Here is a 20,324-nt window from a genome sequence, read left to right on the forward strand (position 1 = left end):
CTCCAGCCGTGCCTTTTAGCGGCGCTCCGCGCTCCTCATCACTCATCGTCAGTAACTCTGAAAGGAAGCCACACACATGGCAGCCGCCGATTCCTCACGTCGTCCACCAACACCTGAGGTCAACATCACCGAGGCCCTCCAGCCGGTAGCCGCCCCGGTCAATGCCGAGTTTCGCCATCCAGCCGCTTCAGGTCCAAGCCCGCTGCACGGGATCGCAGAAGCACTGTCCGCAATAAGCGGTGATCTCGCAGCCTGGGGCGCTAAGCAGAAGCAAAAACAGGATGAGGAGGATACTCTCCGAGGCGAGGCCGCGTTCTATGAGGGAACTGCGGGCGGATACGCTCAAGGTGTGGCGGATGGCGTCATCCCCGCAGACAAGAGCCCGAAGTTCATCGAAGGCTACAAGCGGGCCATGGGCATGTCCGCAGGCATCAGCCTGGACAGTTACCTCGGAGAATCGTTTCAGCAGTGGACGGACAAGACCAATCCCGACCCTGAGGCGTTCAATCAATGGTTCGGCAACACAGTCAAATCGCAACTCAAGACACAAGACCCGGACATCATACGCGGCCTTGCGCCTTACCTTCGCTCCGCTGGGCAGAAGTATCACTCCATGTGGCAGTCCGAGGTCACACAGAACACGCAGAACACGGCGCTTGCCTCATACGGTGCCGCTATCGCCTCCACCATCGACGATGCCATCTCGGATGCCCAGCAGGACGGCACGACGCTCAACCTCGACCAGCTTGGCACCAACATCGACGCCATCCGCGACCACGGCAAGGGCATCGGCCTTCGGAATGACCAAGTGGACAAGCTCGTGGCTGACACCATCCAGGTCAAAGCCCTCACGTCCCGCGATCCGACGCTCCTCTCCCTCTTCGACCGCAAGAGCGCCTCAGGCCCGCCGCTAGGCGACACGCCGCATGGCCTTGCCGTCAAGGCTGAAGTGACCTCATCGCTCATGCGCCTCTGGAAGACCGAGGAATCCGAGGCTCGCCTTCAGCAGGAGCGCCAAGACAAGCTCGCGGCCAACACAGCGAAGCGCACCATCGTTGAGCAGATACTCAAGGACCCGAACGCGCCGATAGATGAGCAGCAACTCGCGCCTATCCTCAAGCTAGATGACAACTTCAAGCTCGACCTCATGAAGTGGCGCGATGACATCCGCACTCGCAACATCATTGATGATCCCTCGAAGGTGTCCTTGCTGTATCAGGACATCCTCTCGGGTGGTGGTGATGGAGTGGAAAAGGTCACAAGCGCCATCAGGTCAGGCGACGTGCGCAACCCTGAGAACATCCGCCAAGCCATCACCTTCGCCAAGGCCATGCAGGACTACGGGCAGCGGCCCGATGGCATCCTCAGCACGTCCGCCGCCAGGTCGTACATCGGGCAGATTCAGATGGTCGGGCAGGATTCGAAGATGTCCCGGAGCAGAATCTTCGGTGACCCTGCGACCCTCACCGAGGACGGCCGCACGGCGTTGAACAACTATCGCTATGGCCTGATGCAATGGCAGATGAAGAACGCGAATGCATCACCCCTTGAGCGTGAGCAGTTTGCCACGAGCTTCGGGGAATCCATCTTGAAGAGCTTCAGGCCCGTTGGCCGCAATCTCACTCAGAGAGAATACACCCCGCCGCCATCAGTGCAGGGTCAACCGCAGGCTGCTCCACTTGCTGGTGACACGCCTCAAATCCCGAGCACCCCGAACCGAGCGACACAGCATGGCACCGAGCAGCCACCAACGGCGCAGCCACAACCCGCGACCAGCGGTCCCTTGAACGCGACCAGCATCAATCCGCTGTACCGCGCCATGTCCCCCGACCAGCGCAGCGCCGTTGAGGGTCTCGCAAAGCGGAAGGGGATGACGGTCGATGACTTCCTTGGCGGCATACAGACACAGCCTCAGGCTCCGCAGCAACCAGGGAAGCGCTCGGACGCGGGTGGTGGCACCATCCCCTTCGCAGCCATCAATCCTCGGTCCATGGTTGAGACCGCGCGAAGCGTGGCTGATAGGCTCGGGCTGGGCGGGATCATTAACTCTCAGGTCCCAGTCTCGGAGACACCGCAGCCATCGCCAGCGGCGCTTAACCCTCAGCAACAAGTCCCCTCGGGCAAGACCATCGAGGCGATAGGCGCTGAGGCTCCTCAGGGTGGCGAGCATAGTCCCCTTACCTTGGCGAAGTCCTACCTGGGCAAGTATGAGCGTGACCCTGAGGCCCGTGCGACCTTGAGTTCGTTCTTCGCGAAGTTCGGAGGCATCCACCTCGACCCGGCCACAACGCCCTGGTGCGCAGCGTTCGCCAATGCCGTGCTCGGAGCATCGGGCATCAAGGGCACGGGCAAAGCTAACGCGAGATCGTTCCTCGACTGGGGCACTCCGACTGACAATCCCTCCGAGGGTGACATCGTGGTCTTCAGACGCGGCAACTCTTCATGGCAAGGACACGTCGCGTTCTTTGTCGGCTTCGATGGAGATGGAAACATCAAGGTGCTTGGCGGCAACCAGCATGATCATGTGTCCATCACCACCATGCCGAGAGCAGCGCTTCTAGGCTTCCGCAGAGCACCGGACTTCAAGCGGCCGAGGAGTCGTGAGGAAGCAAACCTCATTCAATCGTCAGTCGCGCAGCTTGAGGCGTGAGACGGCGAGATGCCCCGGCTTCTACAAGAGGTCAACCTGCGCAACCTAGACACTCGGCACGATCTTAAGGTTCACCTTGAGGTGCACGTTGGGATCACGCTTGAAATGCACTCTAGGTACTACGCACATAGGCCCTACCTCACATCATACACATGTCTGACGTGATGCATGACCTCCACCCTTACGTGGTGCGCGCGTTTTTTTGGAATCTGTTTTCGCTTGACGAAATTCCACTCATTGCGGAGAGATAACGGAAAGGAATTGATTGATGACGATGACGATGCTTCAGCCGCGACGGCTCAGCGGCGCTCAACGAACACCACCGCAGAATGATCTTTCCGAGGTCGTTCTAACGACGCGGAACTTAATCTGCGCCGCCCGACGCAATGATGGCGATGACTTCAGACAAGACGCAGAACGACTCTGCACGAGCGTCGGGGCATGGCATAGAAGTCGCCTCCTCAATCCAATGCCGATTGATGGCGGATTAGCCGTTTCGACCATCGTGAAGCACAACCCGAGCAAGCACCCTCAGACAAAAGAGCCGAGAGAATTCGACACGCTGTTCTTCGCCGCGCTGTTCCTCATGGAGTTGGCGGGGATGACGATGACCTTCCAGTGGCTATGGAACGGAAAGAGCCGCTACTACCTTCGTGGTGAATTCTCATCCGCCGCGAGGTCACGGTTCTATATTGCTCGCATCATCCTCAGTGCCGAGCCACGGCAATGCGCACAGTTCAACGAGGATCACCACTCATATCGCCTCCGCGACCTGATACAGCGCCACGCTGGCGGCACCATGCTCCCCGATGGCAAGCTCGGGCGGCAAGCGGCTATCGAGCGATGCACCGAGGGTTACGAGACCGCTAGGCAGGCGCATCACGAGAGCTTGTCACCGGACGACTACCACAAGCTTCTCACGGACGTTCTTACCACCACCACCATCTTCCACGGAAAGAGAGGAGACACTCCACCATGACTGATGAGAGCGACGACTACACTAAGTCATTCGCACGCAGGCTGGAAGAGGATGCGGAGAGGCGAAACTGCTGGGTGATTAGCGGGGGAGTACCATCACCCGGACCTGATAACCGCGACTTCCATTATTTCTGGAAAAAGGTGCCCCTTCATCCAGAAGAGGTGTTCGCGCTCAGGCGAAAGCACTTCAAGGGGCTAGGAACCAAGAACCCGACCATACGCTACCCCGGCACGGCAGAGTGGCGCATGCTGTACGTGAAGGCAGCCAGAATCGTTGCCAAGCGCATCGGCAAGACCGGCGATCCTGAGGACCGACCATTTCCAGGCCGCTTTACTGTCATCAAGCTTATTCCTCGCAGCAGCGGGGGGAGGAGGAATGGAGTCCGCCAAGGCGACAGCGGAGCCGCAGCATGACGCATAAATATCATAAACCGATGAGCGTGTACGAATACCGCAAAGCGGGAGAATTGCTGCGGTTCATCGATCATACGGACCTGAAGATGGAAGAGGCGTTAGCGCTTCAGCGAAAGCACTTTACCGGGCTGGGCACTGACAAGCCAGTCATGCTTAAGCCACGGAAGCAGCCTTTGACAGGAAGCGCCGCGACCTTTGTCATCAGACGCCTCGCGCTTGAAGGTGATCCTGAGGACTATGTGCTCCCGCGATACCTCTTTTGCCCACCGCCGCCCGAACCAATTGACCTTAAGGCATCATCGCCTCTTCAGGCCGCTGCTGAGCGCTTGGCGCAACGTTGCAGGTAGTGTGTGTGTGTGTGTTCACTGGTTGTCGCGCTTCTCGACCAGCACCACATGCTTGGTACGGCCTTTCGCGAAACTCTCTCGCATGGTGCTCTTCTCAACGCGCGGCTTGAGTTGTAGTCCGCCTGGATAGACATTTGGTGGTGGAGGTGGCTGCGAGCTTATCTCCACCGGTTCAACCGCTGCGGCCATTGCAGTATCGAAGGCATCATCAGCATCAGCTTCGGAGTTCACCAAGGGTTGAGGCCATCGGCCCTCTGCCTTCAATGCCTTCACGCGAGCGAGCACGCCGGGCACGCCAGCGGTGCCTCTCCTCAGGCGTCATCGTCCCTGTCTCATTATGCTCATCGTCGTCCATCTCACCAAAATAGCAGAGCGTCATTGAATGCCAAGCCGCTACGGGCAGACGGGGTGCGTTGAGCCGAGGTGATGATTTTAATTTCACGTCCGCGTGAAGCTTTGACATTCCGCATGTCAACACCAATGACATTGCTAGCTATCCCATTGTGATCCGGGCCTCTGGAGCACCACGAGCACGTCAAGGCTTTTGACATTCGGCTTGCGGTTTCCGGGTCAATCATCCTGCCTCTTGCAATCGAATGCACCATGCGGCGAAGCATATCGCGCAACCATTTGTGAGAGAGGATTCAGGATTCGATGAACATCTTTTTCAAGACACACACCAAGGGCGACTTTAATCGGAAGACGCGCATAGCACGCAGGATCGACTCTTCAGAGATAGAGATCATTGTTTTTGAGGGGACGGAATTGGAAGGCATTCTGGCGTTTGCTCTCGGTATTATTCGCGATGCGGCCGAGCAAAGCACGTTAATCTTTCATTCCAAACGGAACACCTTTCGTGATGCTTTCGAGAAGGGATGGATTGAAGCCTGGGCTCGTGATGGATTTGCAAAAAGGCCACCAGAACATCGCGAGACCTGGGCGCAACTCTATGCGTTACTCCAAGAAAGAGACATCACCATCAAAGCTGCACATCTTCCAGAGCAGGAGGAAAGGGCGCTTACGGATGTGCTTCGGGGCAAACGGCGAGAAACCTGGGCACCCGGCGAGCCGGTTGAGAACCCGTGGGAAGATCGGTCATCGGAACTAAACGATGCAATCGACCGTGCGGTAAAGCGCAAGCGTTAGACCAAGAAGATGTTTAAACAATCGATCAATTCGCGCCTCGCAGTCGTCGCAGGGCGAGGCAAAGCGTGGTGCGTTGTGCCCGGCTGCGAGCGGCGCACGATGCAGATGAGCGGCAAGGGCTTGTCGGGCCGCTACTGCAAGATTCACACTCAGTTCAAGGCTCGGCATGGCAGCATGTGGCATCGGAGCTACTCGGCGGGTGACCTTAAGCCGTACCTCCGGGCAGCCACCAGCTACATTAGCCCGAGGCTGTTCGCCGTAACTGGACCGCTGCTCGCTGATACGGCCACGAGGGCTCATCCGCACTTCGCCATTAAGAACGCCGTGGACCGCTTGGCCTTCATGATCGAGGGCGCACCTTACGAGCAAGCGACAAGGCTCCGAGGATTGCCAGCAAGCACCCGCGCGGGCATCGCCTTCGGTCGATTCCGTAACCGTGGCGTGAAGCCCGAGAAGCTCCTGGCCATCACCCTCGCTGTATGCGCCCTCATCACCGATGACCCGAGGGCCGATAAGACCCCCGAGTTTCGCCGTGTGCAGATCGCCAAGGCATGTCATCGCCGCGCCTCAGGGTTTCATAGGGTGTGGTCCGAGAGGTCCCAGCTTCACGTCTTCGCAAGGTCCACCGGCCGCGTGCTGCGCATCCTGGGCGGGCGGCTTGAGGAACTCTGTGCGGCTGCCATCGATGAGCATCTTGAAGGCATCCTGAAGCTGAAGGTGAAACGATATGGCCAGCATCCGAACGCCACCATCGCCAGCGGAGCAACAATGCATGAAGAATAATCTCGCGTGTGATCTAGTGCCTAGTGTTCGGGCAGCGGACATCCCATCACCGTCCCGGTCACTCCGCGCCGATACCTTAAAGCCTATCCGCCTTGAGACACGGTGGAGGGCGGTTGATCCGCACCTCAAGCAATACTGCCGTGCCCTCTCAGCACGATTGATGGACAATGATGGTCACCGGCAACGCGCACCGAAGGCCAATGTCCGCGCGAAGTTTGACCTCGCGGTTGAGGTCATTGTGTGCAACCTCGTGGCTCTTGCATTGAGCAAGGAAGGGCACCATCGATCCCTCGCCATCATCAGGGCAAACCACGCATCCAGCACGTCCCCGGTCTATGGCAAGCCGTTCAATCGCGTGGTGACGCTGATGGATGAGGCTGGCCTCGTGACGGTGACGGTCGGTTATCGCCGTAGTGCCGCAGCCCGTGCGTCTTCGTCCGTCACAGCAACACCAGCCATGAAGGTACCAGCGGTAAGCGACTGGAGCGCATTGAGCCTTGAGGACCATGAGCGCCTCGTTGTACTCCACACGGACGGGCGGTCACCACCGTCACCACCGGGCTTAGAACACGATGTCATGGCCATCAACACCGGCCTATGCATGGCGAGCGTGGAGATGTCCGACGTGGTGGCTCATGTCGCCAGTCGGTCAAGCACCATCATAGACTGGCTCGTGACGCCGCTTCATCGCCAACTGCACCGGACGTTCAATGATGACTTTGAGTCCGGCGGCAGGCTGTACGGCGGCTGGTGGCAGACATTGCCTCGCGAGCTACGCAAGCACATTCGCATTAATAGTGAGGCAGTGGTCAACGTGGACTTTGCCACAATGCACCTCAGGCTCGCTTACGCTGCGGCTGGAAAGCGTGTCCCTCGCGGTGACCTCTATGACCTCACGGGCACCGATCAAGAACGGCTCGACTGGCCAAGGCTCAGGGAAGGCCGCAAGCAACTGGTGAGCGTGATGTTCATGAGCAAGAGCAGCTTACGGCAGTGGCCGGGAGGAACACTGCGAGAGCGCGAGGACATTCGGTCGTGCTTTCCGAAGGGTGCCAAGGTCAAACACGAGATCGCGGCCATCAGGGAGAGGCACGAGGCGATAGCCGGTCGCGGTGACGGGACCACTGGATGGTTCGAATGCGGCCGAGGGTTACGGCTCCAGCGGATCGAGAGTGACATCCTCGTGGCCGTCTTGCTCAAGTTGAACGCACTCGGCATCACCGCCTTGCCGATTCACGATGCCGTGCTTGTCGCGAGATCACATGGCAAGACGGCCCAGCGGATCATGGAGGCGGAGGCGCGACGGGTCACGGGTGCGAGAATCCCCGCGAAGATCGGTGAGGTTTAAGCCGTCTCCTGACGGCGACTGAGCGGCTTTAGTCGCGAGACGGCGACAGCTTTAATCAAATGCCCAGTAATCGGCCACAGCGGGCCACTGGTGCGTTTTGCCTCGTGGCGAGTCCCTGAGGCCAGCTAACAGGAACGGCTCTCAGAGAGTCTGTATGGCCGTTTATAATGGGTGCGACGGATTGACTCAGTAAAGAGTGACGCTGAGTGCTACTCCCGGCTGGCGCGGATTCCGCTTATCGTTCCAGTAGGGTACCCTATGCCCCCTATAGCTGGCAAGCTTAGCGCCGTTGCTCAGGGCTGAGGATAGTGGCCTATTGACCACCATCATCGCTGCACGGTGACTTGAGGGCGACGGCTTCAAGGCCGGGCTACTGGGTACCACCTCAAAGTGACCTAGCAGGGTCTCAAGCTACCGGACCAGCTTCAAGCATCACCATATCGTACGGACGACAGACGCATAAGGCCAGGGCATGAGGCTGGTTGCTTGAAGCGCTTGCCTGAAGTCGATGGTGAGCGGTGACAGCGAACCTCTATAGCTTCATGCTAGCACCCGTGGCATCATGTGTGCATGCGCAGCGGGGAGCACTGGGTGGTCGAATGGCCGTGGGTAGAGGGCTACTAGCCATCGCGAACGGGCGACTAGCGGTAGCCGTAGGCACGGCACTGGCGAGCCTCATGCTAAGCTCGGGCTTGAGCTTCGCGCAGACCGTGGTGCCAAGCACTGAAGCCACACGTTTTACCGAAAGCGATTGCCAATGGCTGCACCGAGAGTTCCTAGCCGCATGCATCGTGTCCGAGACTTGCGGTCCACACCCTGATGAACTTTCCTACTCCATGGCCCTGCAACGAAGGATGTCTTCCCTGGAGACTGTCATCACGGTCGCCGCAATGCACGAGATCGATGCTGCCTGTAATCGGTCCTGCAAGTCGAAGCACCTGATGGATTACTCCACCTTACGCCGGACGGTATGCCTCCTGCTCATGGAGCGGCGACACCTTAACGGGTCACACCATCAAGCCGCGCATACGGCTCGGCGGCACACTCACCATCACCACCACCAAGCCGCGCCTTTCTAGCAACGCTCAGTCAGAAGATTAATCACCAGCCGTCCCTCAGTCGCCCTCTCGCGACGGCTTAGCGGCGCTTCGAGCACCAAACCATCATGCGCACATCAGGTCCGCCGCCCAGTGCTGGCGGGCCTCTGGACTCATTGCAGCCACGCGGTCTCTCCCGTGTGCTGGCCGCAAAGTATATCGGCGTCTCGCCCTCACATTTCGACAAGCTCATCAGGGACCGCGTGATGCCACCCCCGAAGCGGCTCGGTGGTCGGGTGGTCTGGGACCGAAAACAACTCGATAAAGCCTTCGATGCTCTTGACGCGGACTCTAACGGGAATCAGGATGACCCTAGCGACCACCACGACGACACAAGCAACACCTGGGACACCTCCCTCAGCAACCACAATGCGCATTCGACTCAAGTACGTAAGTGAGGATGTGGACCGGCACGGCAACCCTCGGTGCTATCTCCGCATGCCCGGACGGCCGAAGGTCCGGCTTCGCTCCATGCCCGGCACCCCCGAGTTCATGCTTGAGTATCAGGAAGCCTTAAGTGGCTCCGCTGTCACCACCACCACCAAGCCGAAGCCAACCGCATTCCAGCGCGGCACCTTCAGGCACCTGTGCGTCCAATACTTCAAGAGCGGCGAGTACAGCGCGCTAGATGTCAGCACTAAGAATTGGCAGAGGCGGGCACTGGAGCGTATCTGTGAGACCCACGGCAGCAACCTCGTGTCGCACATGCAAGCTCGCCACGTCCGCAAGCTCCGCGATGAGTTGCTTGCTACCCCGGCCGCAGCCAACGGACGGCTCAAGGCTCTCCGGGCACTATTCAACTGGGCGAATGAGGCGGATGAGACGACGGTCAACCCGACCCTCGGGGTGAAGCGCATCAAGTATGCGAGCGATGGTCACCACACATGGACCGATGCCGAGATCGCACAGTATCAGAAGCGGCACCCGGCCGGCACCAAGGCCCGCCTCGCATTCGACCTCCTGCGCTACATCGCGTTTCGCCGCGAGGACGTGGTGCGGATCGGCCCGGAGCACATCCACGGAGGCCGGGTCACGTATCGCCAAGCCAAGAACGAGGACCGCAACCCGGTTGACCTGGACATCCCCCTCCACCCCGACCTTGAGGCGAGCATCGCCGCAGCTACTCGGAGCGATGGCTCAAAGACGTTCCTCCTCACCGAGTTCGGTAAGGCGTTCACGGCGAACGGCTTCGGCAACAAGTTCAAGGATTGGTGCCGCCAAGCGGACCTGCCTCATTGCTCGGCTCACGGCATCCGCAAGGCTACCGCAACGGCGCTCGCGGAGAACGCAGCGACCCCGCACGAGATCATGTCCATTACCGGCCACAGGTCCATTGAGGAGGTTGAGCGCTACACCAAGGCGGCACGAATGCGGATGATGGCGAACGCCGCAATGGCGAAGCTCTCCCCTCCCCGCGAAGCCGCTCAGAATTTGTCTCACCGCGCGGAGAGGTGGGACAATTCCCGGAGAAAAGCTAAGGAGAACAAGGGTCGAATTGGTGTTTGGCGCTCCCTAGGGGAATCGAACCCCTGTTTCAGCCTTGAGAGGGCCGCGTCCTAACCGCTAGACGAAGGGAGCGTAACGGACAGGCAATAGCCTTGAAATCGACAAGCTGCAAGGCACCGTCTGCAATCAGGGTTCGCTCGCGAATTTCAACGTGCCGGCGGGCCGCAACGTGTGTAGATCGAACGTTCGTATCTGGACGGAACCGGCGATATCGAGGGTCACGACAAGGCGATCTCCTGCAACGGCGGTGGCGGTGATCCTGGCTCCTGTGGGCAGCCTCGCGGTCACCTCGGTGATCGGCCCGCTTCCCTCCATACGGAAAAGACGGTAGCCGATGGCGATCAGAACGGCCGCCAGGGCAAGAGCCGTGGTCAGGCCCGCGATCAACATCATCCGTCGCACCCGCGAGAACAGCGCGGCCTGCTCCGGGGTCGGTTCGGGATTAACAGGCTCGGTCATGCAAGGCTCTGATCTGAAAGGCTCATCGTCGGATCGCGCTCGAAGGCTGGAGATCGTCGTCACGGGCAACGAGAACTCGGCGCGGCTCGACCGCGTCCTTGCGACACGCTGTCCGGAGCAGTCGCGATCGCGTCTGAAATCCCTGATACTCGCAGGCCAAGTCTTGGTCGGACGAAAATCCTCTGTTGGGAAGCGAGTCTTTGTCGCGAACGATGCGATCGGCCCCATCCCCGTTCGCGATCCCGCTTATCATGTCGCCCCCGGCGATACGATCACAATCGACATACCGCCCGCAATACCCGCCGCACCGAAGGCGGAAGCCATCGCGCTCGACATTATGTACGAGGACGACGACCTGATCGTCATCAACAAGCCGAAGGGGCTGGTGGTCCATCCTGGCGCCGGCCATCAGGCCGGGACCCTGGTCAATGCCCTGATCGCGCATTGCGGGGAAAGCCTGTCCGGCATTGGCGGCGTCTGCCGACCCGGCATCGTGCATCGGCTCGACAAGGATACCACCGGCCTCATGGTCGCGGCCAAAAACGACGCCGCGCACAAGTCGCTGAGCGCCCAGTTCGCGGATCATGGACGAACCGGCCCGCTGCGCCGGGGGTATCTGGCTTTTGCGTGGGGATTACCAAACCGCTTGCATGGCACCGTGGATGCCCCGATCGACCGCCACCCCTATGCCCGCGAAAAGATGGCCGTGCGAGCAGGCGGGCGCGAAGCGATCACCCACTGGAATGTGCGGGAAGCTTACAACGACCGCGACGGCAAACCGGTGGCGGTACTCCTCGCTTGCCAGCTCGCGACAGGCCGCACCCATCAGATCCGCGTCCACCTCGCTTATGCCGGCCATCCGCTGATAGGCGACGATGTCTATGGCCCACATTTCAAAACCAAGGCCAGCCATCTGGGATCATCGGCTCGGGCCGCCCTCGACGCTCTCGGGCGGCAGGCGCTACACGCTCATCTGCTGGTCGTCGAACATCCCAGAACCCGAGAAGTCTTGCGTTGGGAGGCAGCCCTGCCGGAAGACCTGTCCCGTCTTCAGGCGGCGCTGACGGCGGCGGAATGACGCAGATTCGTGAAACCCCAGCGATAGCAAACGGTTACAATCGCGATCACGGAATCGTAATCCCTTTTTGTTCTTCCCTTTTCCGTTTTCCTTGGTGTATGTTGCACTTGCGTTGAATACCCAACGTGGAACATCGCAGCGCGGTCAGCTTTAACTAAAGTGATCGCCTGCCGGCTCGCCGGTGTCGGGAGCCCGAACCAGTGGAGGGCGCTACCATGGCCCGTACTGCTACCTTACCGGTTCTCAACGGAGAATCTGGTCTTTCCCGTTACCTTGCTGAAATTCGCAAGTTCCCCATGCTGGAGCCGCATGAGGAGTACATGTTCGCCAAACGCTTGCGCGAACATGACGATCGCGATGCGGCGCATCATCTTGTCACCAGCCACCTGCGACTCGTGGCCAAGATCGCCATGGGCTATCGCGGCTACGGCCTGCCGATCTCGGAAGTCGTTTCCGAAGGCAACGTCGGCCTGATGCAGGCGGTGAAGAGGTTCGAACCCGAGAAGGGCTTCCGCCTCGCCACATACGCCATGTGGTGGATCAAGGCGTCGATACAGGAATATATCCTGCGTTCGTGGTCGCTCGTGAAGATGGGCACCACCGCGAACCAGAAGAAGCTGTTTTTCAACCTGCGCAAGGCGAAGAGCAAGATTTCCGCGCTTGACGAGGGCGATATGCGTCCGGATCAGGTCAAGCTCATCGCCAAGCGTCTGGGCGTCACGGAACAGGACGTTATCGACATGAATCGCCGCCTTGGTGGCGATGCATCGCTCAACGCGCCGATCCGCGACGATGGCGAGGCCGGTGAATGGCAGGACTGGCTGGTCGATCAGTCGCCCACCCAGGAAACCATCATGGCCGAGCACGAGGAGTTCGATCATCGCCGTCAGGCGTTGACCGGCGCGATGGGTGTGCTCAATCCGCGCGAACGCCGCATTTTCGAGGCGCGACGCCTCGCGGATGAGCCGATGACGCTGGAGGATCTGGCCGCCGAATTCAACGTGTCGCGCGAACGCGTGCGGCAGATCGAGGTTCGCGCCTTCGAGAAGGTGCAGTCGGCGGTGAAGACAGCGATCGCACGGCAAGAGCAGGCTGCTCTGGAAGCTGCCCGCTAGAGTCTGTTTCAACTGTGTTGAATCAGACTCGTCGCTTGTCTTTTTGTTTGAGCATGATCTTTTCCGAAAACCGGTTTCCACTTTTCGGGATCATGCTCTAACGCCGGCAAGCTTCGGTTTGAGCCATGGGGCCGGCGGCAACGCCGGCCTTTTTGTTTGGCGGCCGGAGGGCGGCGGCCAGAGGGTTTTCAAGCGAAGTGGCTGCCGATTCGCGTCAAGAAAACGCTTCAAATCAAAATCATAGAGCATCGCTTCTGATTCTAGCGGGTAGAATACTCGCACGTTATCGACCGCGAGCTTACGGCTCACCGGATTTCACTTGACCGGACCTCACTTGACCCGAACTCACTTGGCCAGAACTCACTTGGCCAGAACATGCTCTTGCAGCGCTCGCTTTCTGGTCAAGGGTTGTCTGCTTCGGGAAATCGGGAACAATCGACGGTGCGGAATCGCAGGCCGCGTAGCGGTTTTTTCCCTGGTTCTTGGCAACATAGAGAGCATGATCGGCGTCGGCGAGCAGGCGCTCCGAACAGACTCCGATCTCCCTGGTCCATTGAGCTAGCCCGATCGATGCCGCAATCGGAACATCGGCGCCGGTGCATCCGGCGGCGTCGTCACGGCAGGCGGTCAGTACGCGCCGCGCGATCACCGCGCCCTCGTCCAATGTCATGGCCGGCAAGAGGATGCAGAATTCGTCGCCGCCGGTACGCGCCAGCAGATCGCCGGGCCGCAATTGCATCTGCGCCATCAGCGTGAAATGCCGCAGGCAGGCATCACCGGCGGCGTGACCGTGAGCATCGTTGATCTCCTTGAAGCCATCGAGATCGATCACGAGGAGCGCAAAAGGTTCGCCGCTCCGTTGCGACATTGCGCACGCTTCCTCCAGCCGCGCCAGCAACTGCCGCCGGTTGGCGACGCCGGTGAGGTCGTCCACCAGCGCGAGATCGGCAACCTCATTCCGCAGTCGATCGATTGCCATCAACAGGAAACCGAAATTCCAGGTCATCGACAGGAACACAAGAACCAATATCAAGGCCGCCTGGAGACCATTGAAGTTGACATAGGAGACTCCGCCGCCGATGTCCAAGAATGAGCAGACCACTCTGATCACGCTGACGCAAATAATGAGCGCGCCGACGATTCCCGCGAGTTGGGCTCCCGAGTTGATGCGACCTTCCCTCCGCGACAGCACCAGCTTCAGCGTCATGGCGATCGGCGCCGCCTGAGCCGTTGAATAGATGAAGATACGCATCCGCATGTCGTCGCGCACATACAGGAAGAGTGCGAGTCCCGCGACGCTCAATGCGAGGGTGATGAATGTCGCCTGCCAGGAGACGGGCCCCTCGTAGAAGCGCTGGATTCCCATCGCGCAAAGGCAGATCGCGAAGATCAACCCGCCACCGCCAAACAGCAGAGGCAGCATCGAATCGACGTGACCGCGCAGCATCGATACCGCGGCAAAAAAAGCGGCGGTGAAAGCAGCCGCGGCCCAATATCGCGCGGCCGCAAGCGTCGGATAGCTCCGCATGACGTGGGTCCAGACCAGACCCAGCGCCAGGAAGTTCACGACGAACACGACCCATAACGTCGGTACGCTCAGCATCGCGAATTCAGAGCGTCTCCGCCCTTCCTGTGTCCCACGACTTTCCCGTCTTCCGGACAACGTGCGGCCGCAGCGCTTAACGGAACCTCACCGCGGTCAAACAACCCCTCGCCGTGGTTTTAAAATCATGAATGCCGCATCCGACCGCTCGACCAGACATGCAACAACTGTGGATAACGAGATGAAAGCAGCGTGACGGCGCGACGACAGGCTCATGCGAATCTGTTCGGATCGACGGTACGAGGCTGTCGTGAGGGACCCTCCGCCGAACACGCCTCGAAGTCGCGCTTCAACCATTTAACCCTAAGAGGATATTATGGCTAAGAAAGCGAAAAAAAAGACAGCGAAGAAGGCCGTGAAGAAGGCCAAAAAGGCCGCGAAAAAGAAAAAGTAGTTTCTCGACGGCTCGGGTGGAGTTCGCTTCGCCCGGGCCTGTTTGACGCGTTTTCGTCACGCAAACCGGATTCCATCCTCGGGTCAAGCCCGAGGACATGCTTCGATCGAACGCTATGAGACGACGGCTCCGTGCAAAACACCGGCGGAACCGATGCGCGGACAGACCATGCCCGCGTTCTGTTTTCAGCTACTGCCCGGCCAGCTTGTCGGCGAAATAGCCGATGGTCCTGCGATAGACCTCGGAGCGATTCCATTCCCGCATCGCCTCGAAATTGGCCGATCCCTGGTGATAGTCGCCGCCGGCCTTCCAGCCGTTGACCTTCAAGAGATTCGCCGTCGAGGCCAGCACGTCCGGCACCGAATGCCGCAGGTCGACGTGACCGTTGCCGTCGTAATCGATGCCATACTTGATGTAGGACGAGGGCAGGAACTGGGTCTGCCCGATCTCGCCCGCATAGGCGCCGATCATGTCGTTCAGCCGGAGATCGCCGCGCTGGACGATCTTGAGCGCCGCCAGCAGCTCATGCTGGAACAGATCGCTGCGGCGGCAATCATGGGCCATGGTCGCGAGCACACGGAACACCGGCAGCCTGCCCATGTCGCCGCGGCCGAAATCGGTTTCCAGTCCCCAGATCGCAACGAGAATTTCCGGCTGCACGCCGAACTGCTTTTCGATCCGCGACAACAGCGAGGCGTGACGCATGAGCATCGCCTTGCCGCCCTTGATGCGGCCGGCAGTGACGCGGGTCGCGGCGTATTGCTCAAAACTCTTGCGGAAAGTGCTACGCTGGCGGCGGTCGAAATTCAGCACCGCCTGGTCCTGCTGCACGCCGCCGAGCGCCTGCGAAATCACGCTCTGCGAAATGCCATCCGCTGCGGCCTCCCGCGACATCGCGGCCACGAAGGTGTTGAAGTCGCCGCCGCATTGGGCGGCGGATGCGGCGGTCGATGCGAGAGAAGCAGCGAGAAGGGCGGAGGCGAAGGCGACGGCGAAACGGAGTTTCATTGCAATCCCTTTTTTCTCTGAATCGACGCGCGTTATAGCACGACTGTGGCGGCCTGGCGGCGCGGCTACGCCGAGGCAGCCGCCCCGCAGTCCGTATCCCGGATGCGACGCAACGCATCAGCGATGCGGCAGATGCGGGATCATCGCAAAGGCCGGTCTCGCAACGGTCTCGGCTCTGTAATGCGGCACGACTGCACCGCATTGCATCCGGGACACGACGCACCTCCGGATGACACGGCGCGGGGCTGCCTCGTTCGCGCAGAACATAACGCGCTTGGCGCCTGCGCCATTCGCGCCAAATGAAGGGGCGCAGCGCAGCGGTTCACGCTCCCTTGAGGGGTCGAGGTGAACTGTATTCTTCGCTTCATCATTCCAGAGCGCACCGAAGGTGCGAACTTCGGATATGCAATTGCACATCGGGTCCCCTGCGACGACCACGAACCGTTTACGCCCGTCTTCAACGGGCTATGGGAGAGAGGTGAAGAAGATCGACATCCCATTTTTCCATGCCGTAAACGACCGGGGTTTCAACCTGGGAACCCGGCCTCACGCCTTCCCGCACCGTCGCAACGCAACGCGTAAGCCGCCTCGACATCACCCGGAAATCCGCTATGCTCGGCGCATGATCGAGCCAGCAACCGCTTTGGCCTCGACGGCCTATGACCTGTATTACCTGGTGAACGGCGAACGCTACTTCTGGCGCAGCGCGAGCCATGGCGTGTCGCTGATCGACGACGGGCGCGACTCCGCCATCGCCTGGCGCGCCGGCGCGGGCGAAGCGGGCCGGCAACTCTGGACCGACATCGTTTCCGTGAATATGCCCGACGCCCAGGGCAAAGATGCCGTCAACAAATGCCGCATCGATTTTCGCGGCGGCCGCTTTCTCATGGTCACCGACGCGGGCATCAACGGCAAGGTCGACCCCGTGCGCGCGCCGGTCTATCGCGATTTCATCCACGATCTGCACCTGCGTCTCGCGGACGCACCGGAAGGCCGCATCCGCTTCACCACGGGCGTTTCGCAGACGTACCGCAAGGCGATGGTGGCGCTCGGCTTGATAACGGCAGTGCTGTTCGTGGCGACGCCGGCGGTGCTGGTGGTCGACCTGCACGAATGGCGCGCGATCGGCCCGCTGACAGCCGGCGCCACGTTCATCTGGCCGTTCTGGAAGAAGATCGGCAGCAACCGGCCGCACGTGTACGACCCCCGCCATCCGCCGGGCGAAGCGACGGAGGACTGAGCGCGGGTCGCGGGTGCGCGGACTTCAAGCCGCGTGGCGCTGGTGACGGCCTTCGCGCACCTCCTCGATGATCTTGGCGCTGAACGCTTCGAGGTCGCCCGGATTGCGCGAGGTGACAATGCCCTCGTCGGTCACGACCTCGCTGTCCTCCCATCGCGCGCCGGCATTGATGACGTCGGTGCGGATCGAGTGATACGAGGTCATGCGGCGGCCCTTGGCGATGCCGGTCTCCACCAGCAGCCAGGGCGCGTGACATACTGCGGCCACCGTCTTGCCCGCCTCGTAGAACGCCTTGATCAGCGCGAGCGCATCCTTGTTGACGCGGAGCAGATCCGGATTGATCTGCCCGCCGGGCAGCACGATGGCGTCATAGTCATCGGCCTTCGCGGCCGAGAGCGGCTTGTCCACCTTCACCGCGCGACCCCAGTCCTTCTTGTCCCAGCCCTTGATCTCGCCCGCCTCCGGCGAGACGACGTGAACCTCGGCGCCGGCGGCCTTCAGCCGGTCGCGCGGAACCTCGAGTTCCGACTGCTCGAAACCGTTGGTGGCGAGAATGAGAATGCGCTTGCCTTTGAGCTGCTCCGCCATGGCGTGTCTCCGTTCGCGTTTGCGTTGTGTGAGCCCGGACAACGGCGCGGCGGGACGAATGTTTCATGACACAAAACGGCGAGCCTTGCGGCCCGCCGTTTGCTGGTCGATGGATGGCCGGGCTGCCGCGCAACACTTCGTGCTGCACGCGTCCGTGAAGACAAAAGCTAGTTGTCGAGGAAGCTCCGAAGCTTGCGGCTGCGCGAGGGGTGCTTAAGCTTGCGCAGCGCCTTGGCCTCGATCTGGCGGATGCGTTCGCGTGTCACCGAGAACTGCTGACCGACTTCCTCCAGCGTGTGATCGGTGTTCATGCCGATGCCGAAGCGCATGCGCAGCACCCGCTCCTCGCGCGGCGTCAGCGAGGCGAGCACGCGCGTCGTGGTTTCGCGAAGATTGCTCTGGATCGCGGCGTCGATGGGCAGCACCGCGTTCTTGTCCTCGATGAAATCGCCGAGGTGTGAGTCTTCCTCGTCACCCACCGGCGTCTCCAGCGACAGCGGCTCCTTGGCGATCTTGAGAACCTTGCGCACCTTCTCCAGCGGCATGCCGAGCTTTTCGGCGAGTTCCTCCGGCGTCGGCTCGCGGCCGATCTCGTTGAGCATCTGGCGCGAGGTGCGCACGATCTTGTTGATGGTCTCGATCATGTGCACGGGGATGCGGATGGTGCGCGCCTGATCGGCGATGGAACGCGTGATCGCCTGCCGGATCCACCACGTCGCATAGGTCGAGAACTTGTAGCCGCGGCGATACTCGAACTTGTCCACCGCCTTCATCAGGCCGATATTGCCTTCCTGGATCAGGTCGAGGAACTGCAGGCCGCGGTTGGTGTACTTCTTGGCGATGGAGATGACGAGGCGAAGGTTCGCCTCCACCATTTCCTTCTTGGCCTGGCGCGCCTCGCGCTCGCCCTTCTGCACGCTGTGCACGATCTTGCGGAATTCGCCGATCTCGAGCCCGGTCAGCGCTGCGAGTTGCTGGATCTCGCCGCGCAGCTCCTTGATGCGGTCCTTCTCGTGATGAACGAAGTTCTTCCAGCCCTTGGCCGAGAGTTTCGAAACCCGGTTGAGCCAGCGCGGATCAAGTTCCGAGCCCTGATAGTTGCGCAGGAAATCCTCGCGCGCCACGCCGTGGCTGTCGCCGAGCCGCAGCAGGCGACCCTCGAACGAGACCAGCCTCTTGTTGATGTCGTAGAGCTGCTCGACGAGGGAATCGATGCGCGCCTGATTGAGCCGCAGCGACTTCACCTCGACGACGATCTCGTCCTTCAGCTTCCTGTAGCGGCGCTCCTGGTTGGGCGAGAGCGATTCATTCTGAAGCTGGTTGGAGATGTCGGCTTCCTGCAGGCGGCGCAGCTTCTTGTAGTTCTCGGCGATCTTGTCGAAGGTTTCGACCACCTTCGGCTTCAGCTCGGCCTCGATGGCGGCGAGCGACATCTGGTTGTCGAAGTCGTCCTCCTCCATTTCGCCCTCGGCGGCGGCCTCGCCCGGAGCTTTCTCGTCGCGCTCGCCGGCACCGGCCGGCGCGCCGCGCGCGGCGCGGAACGGGGTCGGCGACGGCGGCGCCGCAGGGGGCGCGGTCACGGTAGCGTCGAGATCGCCCTCGCCCGATGCCGCAGCGACATCGTCCGCCGGCAACGGCTGGCCGTCGGGACCGACCGCCGCCCCGAGCAGCGCAGGGTTCATATTGTTCTTGGCGTCGGGGCCGGCATAAGTCGCCTCGAGGTCGATGATGTCGCGCAGGAAGATCTTTCCCTCGTTAAGTTCGTCGCGCCAGATGATGATGGCCTGGAAGGTCAGCGGGCTTTCGCAAAGCCCCGCGATCATCGCCTCGCGGCCGGCCTCGATGCGCTTGGCGATGGCGATCTCGCCCTCGCGCGACAGCAACTCCACGGTGCCCATCTCACGCAGGTACATCCGCACGGGATCGTCGGTGCGTTCGCCGGGCTCCGACTTCTTGACCTCCGTGACCGCCTTCTGCGTGACCTCGACCAGCTCGTTGTCGGTCTCGTCGTCGGCCTCTTCCTTGTTTTCGTCGTCGCTGTCGGTGTCTTCGGACTCGGACACGTTGATGCCCATGTCGGAGAGCATCGACATGATGTCCTCGATCTGCTCCGGCGAGGTGGTGTCGGAAGGCAGCACTTCATTGAGCTGGTCGAAGGTGACGAAGCCGCGCTTCTTGGCCTGCTTGATCATCTTCTTGACGGCGGCGTCGGACAGATCGAGCAAGGGCGACGGCGCATCGGCAGTATCCTTCTCGGGAGCGTCCGCTGCCTTGTCGTCCTTTTCCTTGTCCTTGACCTGCAGCGTCTTTGCCTTGCTCGCCATTCACAGCTCCTGAAACGCACTCGTGCGGAAGCACGCCTGCTCCCCCGTAAAATCCGCGCCGCGCCCCGGCGCTTCCGATTTGCGCCGCTCACGACGCACAAAGGGCGGCGCAATCCCTCGCCACCCCGTCAACCCTCTTGCCGAATGATCGTGCCCGCGTTGGACTACGTGTCGGATGACCTAACCTGTCAGGCCTTGACTTTCCATTAACCCTGTTTTTGCCGCCAAACCATGGATTTGGCGAGT

At 60.7% G+C, this 20,324-nt stretch carries 16 protein-coding genes, 1 tRNA gene and 1 pseudogene; 11 read left to right on the forward strand and 7 right to left on the reverse strand.

Features of this window, described 5'->3' with window-relative positions; translation table 11 throughout:
- Positions 1 to 76: 76 nt before the first annotated feature.
- The 4 genes from ACMDCM_RS10620 (at position 77) to ACMDCM_RS10635 (ending at position 4,389) form a co-directional block, all read left to right on the forward strand.
- On the forward strand, positions 77 to 2,650 hold the full coding sequence (locus ACMDCM_RS10620; protein ID WP_412773529.1) for a TIGR02594 family protein: 2,574 nt from the start codon (positions 77 to 79) through the stop codon (positions 2,648 to 2,650).
- Positions 2,651 to 2,918: 268 nt separating this feature from the next.
- Positions 2,919 to 3,629, forward strand: coding sequence for a hypothetical protein (locus ACMDCM_RS10625; protein WP_412773530.1), 711 nt, complete (start codon positions 2,919 to 2,921; stop codon positions 3,627 to 3,629).
- The gene (locus tag ACMDCM_RS10630; RefSeq protein ID WP_412773531.1) at positions 3,626 to 4,042 is read left to right on the forward strand and encodes a hypothetical protein; all 417 of its coding nucleotides are present in this window, start codon (positions 3,626 to 3,628) and stop codon (positions 4,040 to 4,042) included. The genes ACMDCM_RS10625 and ACMDCM_RS10630 overlap by 4 nt, the downstream gene beginning before the upstream one ends.
- On the forward strand, positions 4,039 to 4,389 hold the full coding sequence (locus ACMDCM_RS10635) for a hypothetical protein (protein ID WP_412773532.1): 351 nt from the start codon (positions 4,039 to 4,041) through the stop codon (positions 4,387 to 4,389). Before ACMDCM_RS10630 ends, ACMDCM_RS10635 begins: the two co-directional genes overlap by 4 nt.
- A 15-nt stretch (positions 4,390 to 4,404) precedes the next feature.
- Here ACMDCM_RS10635 and ACMDCM_RS10640 read toward each other — a convergent pair whose 3' ends face one another.
- Positions 4,405 to 4,578 carry a hypothetical protein gene (locus ACMDCM_RS10640; RefSeq protein ID WP_412773534.1) on the reverse strand — a complete coding sequence of 58 codons (174 nt, stop codon included), beginning with the start codon at positions 4,576 to 4,578 and terminating at the stop codon, positions 4,405 to 4,407.
- Between the two features lie 465 nt (positions 4,579 to 5,043).
- On the opposite strand from ACMDCM_RS10640, the gene ACMDCM_RS10645 reads away from it, so the two are divergent.
- The 4 genes and pseudogenes from ACMDCM_RS10645 to ACMDCM_RS10660 all read left to right on the forward strand — a co-directional run.
- Entirely contained in the window at positions 5,044 to 5,535 is a 492-nt protein-coding gene (locus ACMDCM_RS10645) for a hypothetical protein (protein WP_412773535.1), read from the forward strand.
- A gap of 9 nt (positions 5,536 to 5,544) precedes the next feature.
- On the forward strand, positions 5,545 to 6,318 hold the full coding sequence (locus ACMDCM_RS10650; RefSeq protein ID WP_412773536.1) for a hypothetical protein: 774 nt from the start codon (positions 5,545 to 5,547) through the stop codon (positions 6,316 to 6,318).
- A 160-nt stretch (positions 6,319 to 6,478) separates the two neighbouring features.
- Complete coding sequence (locus ACMDCM_RS10655; protein ID WP_412773537.1) at positions 6,479 to 7,666, forward strand: hypothetical protein; 1,188 nt, start codon at positions 6,479 to 6,481, stop codon at positions 7,664 to 7,666.
- Positions 7,667 to 9,468: 1,802 nt separating this feature from the next.
- Positions 9,469 to 10,116: pseudogene (locus tag ACMDCM_RS10660) on the forward strand (tyrosine-type recombinase/integrase); the annotation flags it as partial.
- Positions 10,117 to 10,266: 150 nt separating this feature from the next.
- On the opposite strand, the gene ACMDCM_RS10665 reads toward ACMDCM_RS10660, so the two are convergent.
- Both ACMDCM_RS10665 and ACMDCM_RS10670 read right to left on the reverse strand, forming a co-directional pair.
- A tRNA-Glu gene (locus tag ACMDCM_RS10665) sits at positions 10,267 to 10,341 on the reverse strand.
- 54 nt (positions 10,342 to 10,395) lie between these two features.
- Complete coding sequence (locus ACMDCM_RS10670; RefSeq protein ID WP_412773538.1) at positions 10,396 to 10,728, reverse strand: hypothetical protein; 333 nt, start codon at positions 10,726 to 10,728, stop codon at positions 10,396 to 10,398.
- Between ACMDCM_RS10670 and ACMDCM_RS10675 the strand changes: the two genes are divergently transcribed.
- A complete protein-coding gene (locus tag ACMDCM_RS10675) occupies positions 10,727 to 11,806 on the forward strand; it encodes an RluA family pseudouridine synthase (RefSeq protein WP_412773539.1) in 1,080 nt (359 codons plus the stop codon). The genes ACMDCM_RS10670 and ACMDCM_RS10675 overlap by 2 nt on opposite strands.
- A 215-nt stretch (positions 11,807 to 12,021) precedes the next feature.
- The gene (gene rpoH, locus ACMDCM_RS10680) at positions 12,022 to 12,921 is read left to right on the forward strand and encodes an RNA polymerase sigma factor RpoH (RefSeq protein WP_412773540.1); all 900 of its coding nucleotides are present in this window, start codon (positions 12,022 to 12,024) and stop codon (positions 12,919 to 12,921) included.
- A gap of 298 nt (positions 12,922 to 13,219) precedes the next feature.
- On the opposite strand, the gene ACMDCM_RS10685 is transcribed toward rpoH, so the two are convergent.
- Together ACMDCM_RS10685 and ACMDCM_RS10690 are read right to left on the reverse strand one after the other, a co-directional pair.
- Positions 13,220 to 14,524 carry a GGDEF domain-containing protein gene (locus tag ACMDCM_RS10685; RefSeq protein WP_412773541.1) on the reverse strand — a complete coding sequence of 435 codons (1,305 nt, stop codon included), beginning with the start codon at positions 14,522 to 14,524 and terminating at the stop codon, positions 13,220 to 13,222.
- A 583-nt stretch (positions 14,525 to 15,107) separates the two neighbouring features.
- Entirely contained in the window at positions 15,108 to 15,926 is an 819-nt protein-coding gene (locus ACMDCM_RS10690; protein WP_412773542.1) for a lytic murein transglycosylase, read from the reverse strand.
- Positions 15,927 to 16,404: 478 nt separating this feature from the next.
- On the opposite strand from ACMDCM_RS10690, the gene ACMDCM_RS10695 reads away from it, so the two are divergent.
- Positions 16,405 to 17,166 carry a hypothetical protein gene (locus tag ACMDCM_RS10695; protein ID WP_412773543.1) on the forward strand — a complete coding sequence of 254 codons (762 nt, stop codon included), beginning with the start codon at positions 16,405 to 16,407 and terminating at the stop codon, positions 17,164 to 17,166.
- Positions 17,167 to 17,190: 24 nt separating this feature from the next.
- On the opposite strand, the gene ACMDCM_RS10700 is transcribed toward ACMDCM_RS10695, so the two are convergent.
- Positions 17,191 to 17,754, reverse strand: coding sequence for a type 1 glutamine amidotransferase domain-containing protein (locus ACMDCM_RS10700; RefSeq protein ID WP_412773544.1), 564 nt, complete (start codon positions 17,752 to 17,754; stop codon positions 17,191 to 17,193).
- A gap of 167 nt (positions 17,755 to 17,921) precedes the next feature.
- Positions 17,922 to 20,078 carry an RNA polymerase sigma factor RpoD gene (rpoD, locus tag ACMDCM_RS10705; RefSeq protein WP_412773545.1) on the reverse strand — a complete coding sequence of 719 codons (2,157 nt, stop codon included), beginning with the start codon at positions 20,076 to 20,078 and terminating at the stop codon, positions 17,922 to 17,924.
- Between the last annotated feature and the right edge of the window lie 246 nt (positions 20,079 to 20,324).

It is taken from the genome of Nitrobacter sp., assembly GCF_047149785.1.
Classification (GTDB): domain Bacteria; phylum Pseudomonadota; class Alphaproteobacteria; order Rhizobiales; family Xanthobacteraceae; genus Nitrobacter.

Excerpts from the sequence above, each read along its gene's own strand:
- ACMDCM_RS10620 (WP_412773529.1), top strand. The coding sequence starts at position 77 with ATGGCAGCCGCCGATTCCTCACGTCGTCCACCAACACCTGAGGTCAAC.
- ACMDCM_RS10625 (WP_412773530.1), top strand. The coding sequence starts at position 2,919 with ATGACGATGACGATGCTTCAGCCGCGACGGCTCAGCGGCGCTCAACGA.
- ACMDCM_RS10630 (WP_412773531.1), top strand. The coding sequence starts at position 3,626 with ATGACTGATGAGAGCGACGACTACACTAAGTCATTCGCACGCAGGCTG.
- ACMDCM_RS10635 (WP_412773532.1), top strand. The coding sequence starts at position 4,039 with ATGACGCATAAATATCATAAACCGATGAGCGTGTACGAATACCGCAAA.
- ACMDCM_RS10640 (WP_412773534.1), bottom strand. The coding sequence starts at position 4,578 with ATGGCCGCAGCGGTTGAACCGGTGGAGATAAGCTCGCAGCCACCTCCA.
- ACMDCM_RS10645 (WP_412773535.1), top strand. The coding sequence starts at position 5,044 with ATGAACATCTTTTTCAAGACACACACCAAGGGCGACTTTAATCGGAAG.
- ACMDCM_RS10650 (WP_412773536.1), top strand. The coding sequence starts at position 5,545 with ATGTTTAAACAATCGATCAATTCGCGCCTCGCAGTCGTCGCAGGGCGA.
- ACMDCM_RS10655 (WP_412773537.1), top strand. The coding sequence starts at position 6,479 with ATGGACAATGATGGTCACCGGCAACGCGCACCGAAGGCCAATGTCCGC.
- ACMDCM_RS10675 (WP_412773539.1), top strand. The coding sequence starts at position 10,727 with ATGCAAGGCTCTGATCTGAAAGGCTCATCGTCGGATCGCGCTCGAAGG.
- ACMDCM_RS10670 (WP_412773538.1), bottom strand. The coding sequence starts at position 10,728 with ATGACCGAGCCTGTTAATCCCGAACCGACCCCGGAGCAGGCCGCGCTG.
- rpoH (WP_412773540.1), top strand. The coding sequence starts at position 12,022 with ATGGCCCGTACTGCTACCTTACCGGTTCTCAACGGAGAATCTGGTCTT.
- ACMDCM_RS10685 (WP_412773541.1), bottom strand. The coding sequence starts at position 14,524 with ATGCTGAGCGTACCGACGTTATGGGTCGTGTTCGTCGTGAACTTCCTG.
- ACMDCM_RS10690 (WP_412773542.1), bottom strand. The coding sequence starts at position 15,926 with ATGAAACTCCGTTTCGCCGTCGCCTTCGCCTCCGCCCTTCTCGCTGCT.
- ACMDCM_RS10700 (WP_412773544.1), bottom strand. The coding sequence starts at position 17,754 with ATGGCGGAGCAGCTCAAAGGCAAGCGCATTCTCATTCTCGCCACCAAC.
- rpoD (WP_412773545.1), bottom strand. The coding sequence starts at position 20,078 with ATGGCGAGCAAGGCAAAGACGCTGCAGGTCAAGGACAAGGAAAAGGAC.